This is a genomic window from Parafrankia colletiae, from assembly GCF_001854655.1.
Lineage (GTDB): Bacteria > Actinomycetota > Actinomycetes > Frankiales > Frankiaceae > Parafrankia > Parafrankia colletiae.
The window spans coordinates 59,229-65,800 of record NZ_MBLM01000145.1; the positions used below are offsets into that span (position 1 = coordinate 59,229).

Sequence of the window (6,572 nt, forward strand, 5' to 3'; positions counted from 1 at the left end):
GTACGCGTATGCCGCAGTGGAGGCGGCTTGTGGGCAACGCCTCCATCCTCGGCAGGGTTCGCTTCACATCCGCTGTCCTTTCGGATGGTTCTGACTGGCCGAAAGGACAGCGGACGTGCGGAGTGAGCTGGTTACGCTGGTGGTCATGGACCCGATGGCCGCACTCGATGTGATCCGGGCGCCGCTGACCGAAACCCTGCCGCGCCTGTCTGCCGCCTTGGCCGGGGCGATTCCCCACCGAGGGCTGGCGGATCTGTCCGCCAACTGCGCGTACGCACCGTTCCAGGTCTACGGGGAGTCCCCGGGTGAGCCCGGCTCGGCCGTCACCACCGCCGAAGTGGCCGCGCTGCGGCCCCTGGTGCCGGCGGGAGYGAGCTGGCAGGGCTGGGCTCGGCTGGCGGGCGCCGACGTGCCGGTGYTGGCCCTGGCCAGCGGCGTCACCGAGCCCGCCTCTCTGCTGGTTCTCGTGCGGACCGAGGACACCGCCCTGCCGGAGGAGCATCTGGCGCCTACTCAAGCGCTGTGGGATCTGTTGACCGCGCACCGGGAGGGCATGCGGGGCGAGGCGGTCCCCGGGACACTGTCCGTGTCACGCGCCGCGGCAGCCGCACGCGCCCTCGCCCTCTCCGAACTCGGCGACGCGCATGGAGCCGCGCTGACCGCCTTGCTCGGCGTCCTGCGCGACCGCAACCTGGACGACACCAACGCCCGCACCCGCGCCATCGACCTCGGCGTCACCGCCCTGACCGAACTGCGCGCGCAGGCGGAGCTCGACCAGGCACTGGCCGAGGAACGGGCCGGGCAGGCCTTCGAACGGCTCGCCGACTCGCTGCGCCGGATCCTGCGCGCCCGCGGCGTACGGCTGGACCTCGGCACACCCGGCGCGGAGGAAGGCGCGGACCGACTGCTGCCCTGCGATGTCGTCAGCACGGCGTCCTCGGTGGTCCGGGCCGCCGTGCACGCCTCACTGGAGAATCAGGGGCACGGGCCGGACGGTCGTCGGGTGAGCCGGATCCACGTCGGCTGGAAGGTGGGCGCGGCCGACCTGCGTGCCACCGTACGGGACGACGGGCCCGGGACGCTGTCCCGGAGTTCTCTCGACGTACGCCGGGTCGTAGAACGACTGACGCCGCTCGGCGGCCGATTCGAGGCGGACGCGGTACCGGAGTGGGGCACGACGGTGACCATCGAAGTCCCCCTCACGCCGCCCGACTCGCCGCGTCAGGACCTGCTGGCCGGACTGGGGGCACGGGAGTTGGAGGTGCTGGGACAGCTGGCCCGCGGGCGACGTAACCGGGACATTGCCCAGGAACTGCACATCAGTGAGTCGACGGTGAAGTTCCACGTCGGGAAGATCTTCGACAAGCTGGGTGTCAGCTCCCGCGGCGAGGCGGCGGCACTGGCCCATGAGCGGGGTGCTGCGTAGTCGGCAGGATCTGATTCACAAATCCGGGAGCGCTGGGACGGCTGGCCGAGGCGACGAAGGGCGGCCGCTGGCCAAGTTCCACCAGGGCACTGGCTACCCTGGTGGAACTTGGCCAGCGTGGAGTGCGCTACGGGGCCCATACCCCGGGAGACCGGGTCTGGTTCAGTCCTCGATCGGAGAGGATCCGAGAACCTTGTACTCGGTGGGCTGGCCCTTGTCGTCGAGGGTCGTTGACAACCCACCCCGTACGCAGGACGCCGGCGATTCGGGGTGGGCTTTTCCGTTGCAGCGGAACTTCAAGCCGGCCGCCCCCGGCAACTCCTTCTCCGGCATCCCCTTGATGGTGGCGAGCACCGTTTCTGGTGTGATGTCCCCCGAGATACCTTCCAGGGCTGTCTGGAGGCCGGCGAGCGCTATGAACATGCCTGGGCCGCCGGTCGAGTTGACATCGACATCGTGACCGTAGGTTTCCATTGCCGCGGTGTAGAGGAGGCTGGACGGGTCGGTACCGCCGACCGGTGCGAGGGCCGCGACGACCATCCCGTCGAGCACGTCCGACGACACCGCCTTACGAGTCGCGTCGGTGACGCACTGCGAGATGRCACTGATCGTGCCGTCGTACCCGACCGCCTTCAAAGCGTTGAACGCACTGATGCAGAAGGAGTCGTTACCCACGACGAAAACGACCCCGGGGTCACCATCGACGACCCTCTGCATCTGCGGCGCCATATCGGCCGTGCCCGGGGGCACCGTGACGAGCTCATAGCCGATGCCCGCCTCCTCGAACAGCTTCGGCGCGACGTCCTGTTGGACGTGCAGCGCCGCGGGCACGTCGATTACCACCGACGTCACCTTGTCGGCGCCTTTGTCCTTCGCGAGACCGATCGGCAACTGGAGCACGGCGAAGGTGGGGTCGCCCAGGGTGAAGGTCGACTCGCTGTCGGCGAGCAGCGCCGGGTCGCCGGCGCCGAAGAACATCACCGGAATGTTCGCGTCGGCCAACGGCTGCCAGATGCTCGCGTTGACCGCCGACTCGCCCACGGCGACAGCGACGACGTCATCCTCGATCATCCGGTTCCCGCAGTCCACGCCCCTGGCCGGGTCCGCCTGCGTCTCACACTTCACCAGCTCGATGGGCCGGCCACCGATGCCGGAGCGGCGCTCGTTCAGATACTTCACGGTCGCGTCAGCCACGCGGAACTGGATCGAGTTGTCGCCGCTTGCGGACTTGCCGTCCGAGATGACCCCTATCTTGACGGGTTCGCCCTTCGCCGCCGCCACCGGTCCGAGCACCTCGGTGTCTGCCGCCGTGTTTTCCGTGACAGGCGTGTCGCTGTCGTCCGACCCGCACGCGGTGACAAGCATCAGCAGGACCAGTGGCGCAGCTAAGAGCGCGGCCCGTGACCGTCTTCGGGTCCGCTTTCGCCCCGGCCGGTCGAGCGAGATTGATGTGCTCTGCATGTGTATCCCGTCATGGTTGTCTGCCCCGCGCGGCCGAACCGCCCGCGGATTCCGGAACAACGGTGCTCGTACGGGCGCCGGTGCTGGCCTCGCCCACGCCGAAGGCGTAGTACTAACCGGTGCATGCCGCGCCGACAAACGAAGATCCAGTACTGTTGTGATCCGCGGAGAGGAGCGGGGCCCGGACTCCTCTCCGCGGATCACCCTGCGATCCGCGTCAGGAACTCAGACTCGCGGCACGCTCAGTGGCTTGAACTCGCCGCCGCCGATGAGGAATTCGGGGTAGGGCTTCCACTGTCGGATGAGGGTCCCGCCGAGACCGTTCGTGAGGGTCTTCGTGTGGCCGTCCTTATAGGTGAAGGTGCCGTCGATCTTTTCCCAGTCCAGCAGGATGGTGGGAGAGTCCGGCGCCTCGGCGACAGTGCTCGAGGCATAACTCCCGACCGCGGTGGCAGTGAACTCCAGGATTCCTGCCTCGGTTTCCACGGTCACGTGGTACCGGGCAGGGATGAAGGTGCCTGTTGAAGGGTTGTATGCCCAGTCGTGGTGATTGATCTGAAAGTCCCCGACCTGGAAGTACTGCTTCTCCTCGGTGAGGTAGAGCGACATGTCCTTGTTCTTGCTGAGCTTCATCTCGTCCAGGTTGCCGGACAGCTCGTCGAAGTGGAACCACGTCCAGTCATGCCACCCCCCTACTTCCGCCGGGCAGGCGTCGACCCCGACGTACCGCTCCCGCTGACCCGCGCCACGKATCGCCACTTCTCGTCCCTGGATGGTGAGCGTTCCTTCGACCGTCCCGGGCCAGATGTAGCCGTAGGAAATACTGTGGGGAACATAGACCTGTGGCGTCTCTTTCCCGTACCATCCGGGGAAGCCGTTACCGGTGTGGACCCATTCCCCGGATATCCCCGCCGCTTCATCCCTTACGGTGTAGTGCCACGTCCCGTCAGGCTTGCACACAATACGAACGGTCTCCATCTCGACCGTCACGTGATCCTCCGACCGCGTTACGGTGAGGGCGCCGGCGCTGCGAGGCTGGACGTGAAATTCTGTCGCGGTTCCCTCTGGGAAGTCGGTAAGCAGGTGCACCGATCCGCTCGGCTGGTACACCTTCCCCTTCTCCGAGCGCAGGCACATCTGCCAGAAATCGACGTTCCCCCACCCCTCGGCTAACGACATCGCCCCGATGTTGAACCAGTACTGATTTCCGTCGTCTCCGTGGACGCTGGCGACCAGGTTCCAGYCGATCATCGCCGTGTCCCGCGCTTCTTTCGGGAACCCCAGCGCATCTTCGTCGAGCGTGACCCGCGGGTCCGTCACCTTCATCGCGTCTTACTCCTCATCTCGTCTCGGATCGATTTTATTTTCGTACCCGCTGGCCTCAACTCAGGTTGGCGATGAGCTGCGGCATGTCGAGCGAGGACACAATGCCGGGCGGCGACGCGCAGACATATGGTATTGCGTTCACTGGACGGCTCGCGTTGCCGTAGCCGACGTTGTTCTTCTCCTCCTCCGATGAGAACGTGAAGCGGATGAGGACGTCGAGGGGCACGTCACCCTCGACCACGACGCGCCATCCATTCTCCAGGAAGGGGAAGTCCCACGCCGGATCGAGATCGGTGCTGATGTACCACGTGGGGATCATTCGCAGCACGGGCTTGCCGGCCCGGAGCCCGGTCACCTCGATCTCCCATGCGGCCACGGTTCCGGCGTCGAAGGTCCCCGCCGCAGTCTTCACAGGTGTCTTCGCGGCCCCTACCCTGGCCGTCGCGGTGATCTCATCGAGCGGAATCGAGAGCGCCTTCGCCAACACGTGGAGCGAGGAGCCGTAGTGTTCCTGCGTGGACTCGGCGACGCCCGCGAGCTGGGCGGCCGCGGGATCGCCACCGAACAACATGGAAAGCATCTCCGGGGAGTTGCGCCCCGATATGTCGGCGTACTCACGGATCGTCAGGCAGTCGAGCCGGCGCTGGAGCGAGGTCAGTGCGACCGGCAGGGCCTCGGTGACGAACCCCGGGCTCGTGCCCATGCTGGACAGGGACGCGCCGCCGCGTCGGCCGGCCGCCTCGATGCGCTGTCGTACGCCGGGGTCAAGTCGCTCCGGGGCGTGGAAATGCTCGAGCAAGGTCGAGATGTTCACCCCCGACTCCAGAAGCCGGCAGACGTCGTCGACGTCGTACGTGATCGGCATGTACACGACGCAGTCCGGCTTGGCAGCGACGATGTCCTCGATGTTCGAGGTGGCGACGACGCCCGTTGGCTCCCTGCCGCACAGCTCTCCGGCGTCGCGACCCGCCTTCTTGTCGGAGTACACGTACACGCCGACGAGGTCGTACCCCGGATGGTCGATCAGGGCTCGCAGGGCGGCCGACCCGCTGTGGCCCGTGCCCCACTGCGCTACGCGGTAGCGCTTTTCACTCATCACTCACCTCGTTCATCCGGTTACGGGAAGGCTCTTCGTCTGCATGTGCTCGAAACAGGGGTACGGATCGTTGACCAACGACTCGTCGCGGAAGCAGACGCCGGTGCCGACGTCGCTCATCGCACCGTCCCCTGCCGGGCCGTCAGGCGGGTAGTCGATCGGCAACTTTAAAGTTGCCGATCGACAACCGAACCGTAGTCGGCGGACCGAGGTGCGTCAACCCGTATGTTGGGCCGGTGAGCACGGCCGAACTTCCGGACACCCAGCGCGTCAACCCTGGGACGGCAACCGCCGCCCAGGGTCGCGTCATCGCGGCTGCGCTCGATCTCTTCGCCCGACACGGCGTCGGGGGAACCTCGCTGCAGATGATCGCCGACGAGCTCGGCGTCACGAAGGCGGCCGTCTACCGCCAGTACAAGACCAAGGAACAGATCGCCCTGGCAGTCGCCGACGCCGAGCTCGCTCGGATGGAGGCGACGATCGACGACGCCGAAGAAGAGCAGTCATGGGCGGGCGCGCGCGAACGGCTCCTGATCAACATGGTCAACCTTGCCGTCGAGCGCCGCCAAACGGTCGGCGTCATCCTTATGGATCCCGGCATCGCGCGATTGGCCCCAAAGAATGCGTCATTCCGGCGCGTTATGGGACGCATGCGCCGCCTACTTCTGGGAAACGAGCCTGGACCAGATGGAGCCGTTCGGACGGCGATGGTCATCGCAGCGATCAGCGGGGCAGCCGTGCACCCCTTGGCCTTCGACCTCGACGACGACACACTTCGAGCCCAGCTCCTGCCACTCGCGAAACGCTTCCTCGACCTGACCTGACCTGACCTGACCGGCACGGTCTTCCGTGCCTGTGCGGTGCGCGCCGCACCGAGTTCGAGCCGACGTGGCGCGAGGTCCCGCCGCGCAACTGCGTGAAGAGGTCCCTTCCGGTCATCACCGTCCAGGACGGCGACCAGCGCCATGGGCACCCTCGCGGATCGGAGGAGACTCCCACGCATACGGGGACGGCGTGGCCGCTCTCGCCGAACGTAGGACTGCGTCGAGCCCGGGGAGTAGTCGGTGCACCGCTGGCGGCCCGACGACGGCGGCGCGGCCGGCTCGACCGACGCCGAGGTCGACGTGCACGGCGGCGTCGCCCGCATCCCGTACCACCGCAGTCCCTGGCGGGTGTTTGAGGTGGGCCCCGTTCTTCGGACAGTGATCCCTATGAGGGATAATTGATCCGTGAACGGAGGAGATCAATGAGTCAGTCACGCAG

5 protein-coding genes are annotated in these 6,572 nt (G+C 66.7%); 2 read left to right on the forward strand and 3 right to left on the reverse strand.

Going from position 1 to position 6,572, the window contains the following annotated elements:
* Window positions 1-115: 115 nt before the first annotated feature.
* The gene (locus CC117_RS40180) at window positions 116-1,426 is read left to right on the forward strand and encodes a helix-turn-helix transcriptional regulator (protein WP_321572643.1); all 1,311 of its coding nucleotides are present in this window, start codon (window positions 116-118) and stop codon (window positions 1,424-1,426) included.
* 162 nt (window positions 1,427-1,588) lie between these two features.
* Here the strand turns inward: CC117_RS40180 and CC117_RS25835 are convergent, their stop codons facing one another.
* The 3 genes from CC117_RS25835 to CC117_RS25845 all read right to left on the reverse strand — a co-directional run bounded on the left by CC117_RS25835 (window position 1,589) and on the right by CC117_RS25845 (window position 5,309).
* Window positions 1,589-2,887: an ABC transporter substrate-binding protein gene (locus tag CC117_RS25835; protein ID WP_071088569.1), complete on the reverse strand. Its 1,299-nt coding sequence runs from the start codon at window positions 2,885-2,887 to the stop codon at window positions 1,589-1,591.
* 225 nt (window positions 2,888-3,112) lie between these two features.
* A complete protein-coding gene (locus CC117_RS25840; protein ID WP_071088571.1) occupies window positions 3,113-4,213 on the reverse strand; it encodes a hypothetical protein in 1,101 nt (366 codons plus the stop codon).
* 55 nt (window positions 4,214-4,268) lie between these two features.
* Window positions 4,269-5,309, reverse strand: a complete 1,041-nt coding sequence (locus CC117_RS25845) for an NAD(P)H-dependent amine dehydrogenase family protein (RefSeq protein WP_071088573.1) — start codon at window positions 5,307-5,309, stop codon at window positions 4,269-4,271.
* 236 nt (window positions 5,310-5,545) lie between these two features.
* Here CC117_RS25845 and CC117_RS25850 point away from each other — a divergent pair, with 236 nt between their 5' ends.
* Entirely contained in the window at window positions 5,546-6,133 is a 588-nt protein-coding gene (locus tag CC117_RS25850; protein ID WP_071088575.1) for a TetR/AcrR family transcriptional regulator, read from the forward strand.
* Window positions 6,134-6,572 lie beyond the last annotated feature (439 nt).

Excerpts from the sequence above, each read along its gene's own strand:
- CC117_RS25845 (WP_071088573.1), bottom strand. The coding sequence starts at position 5,309 with ATGAGTGAAAAGCGCTACCGCGTAGCGCAGTGGGGCACGGGCCACAGC.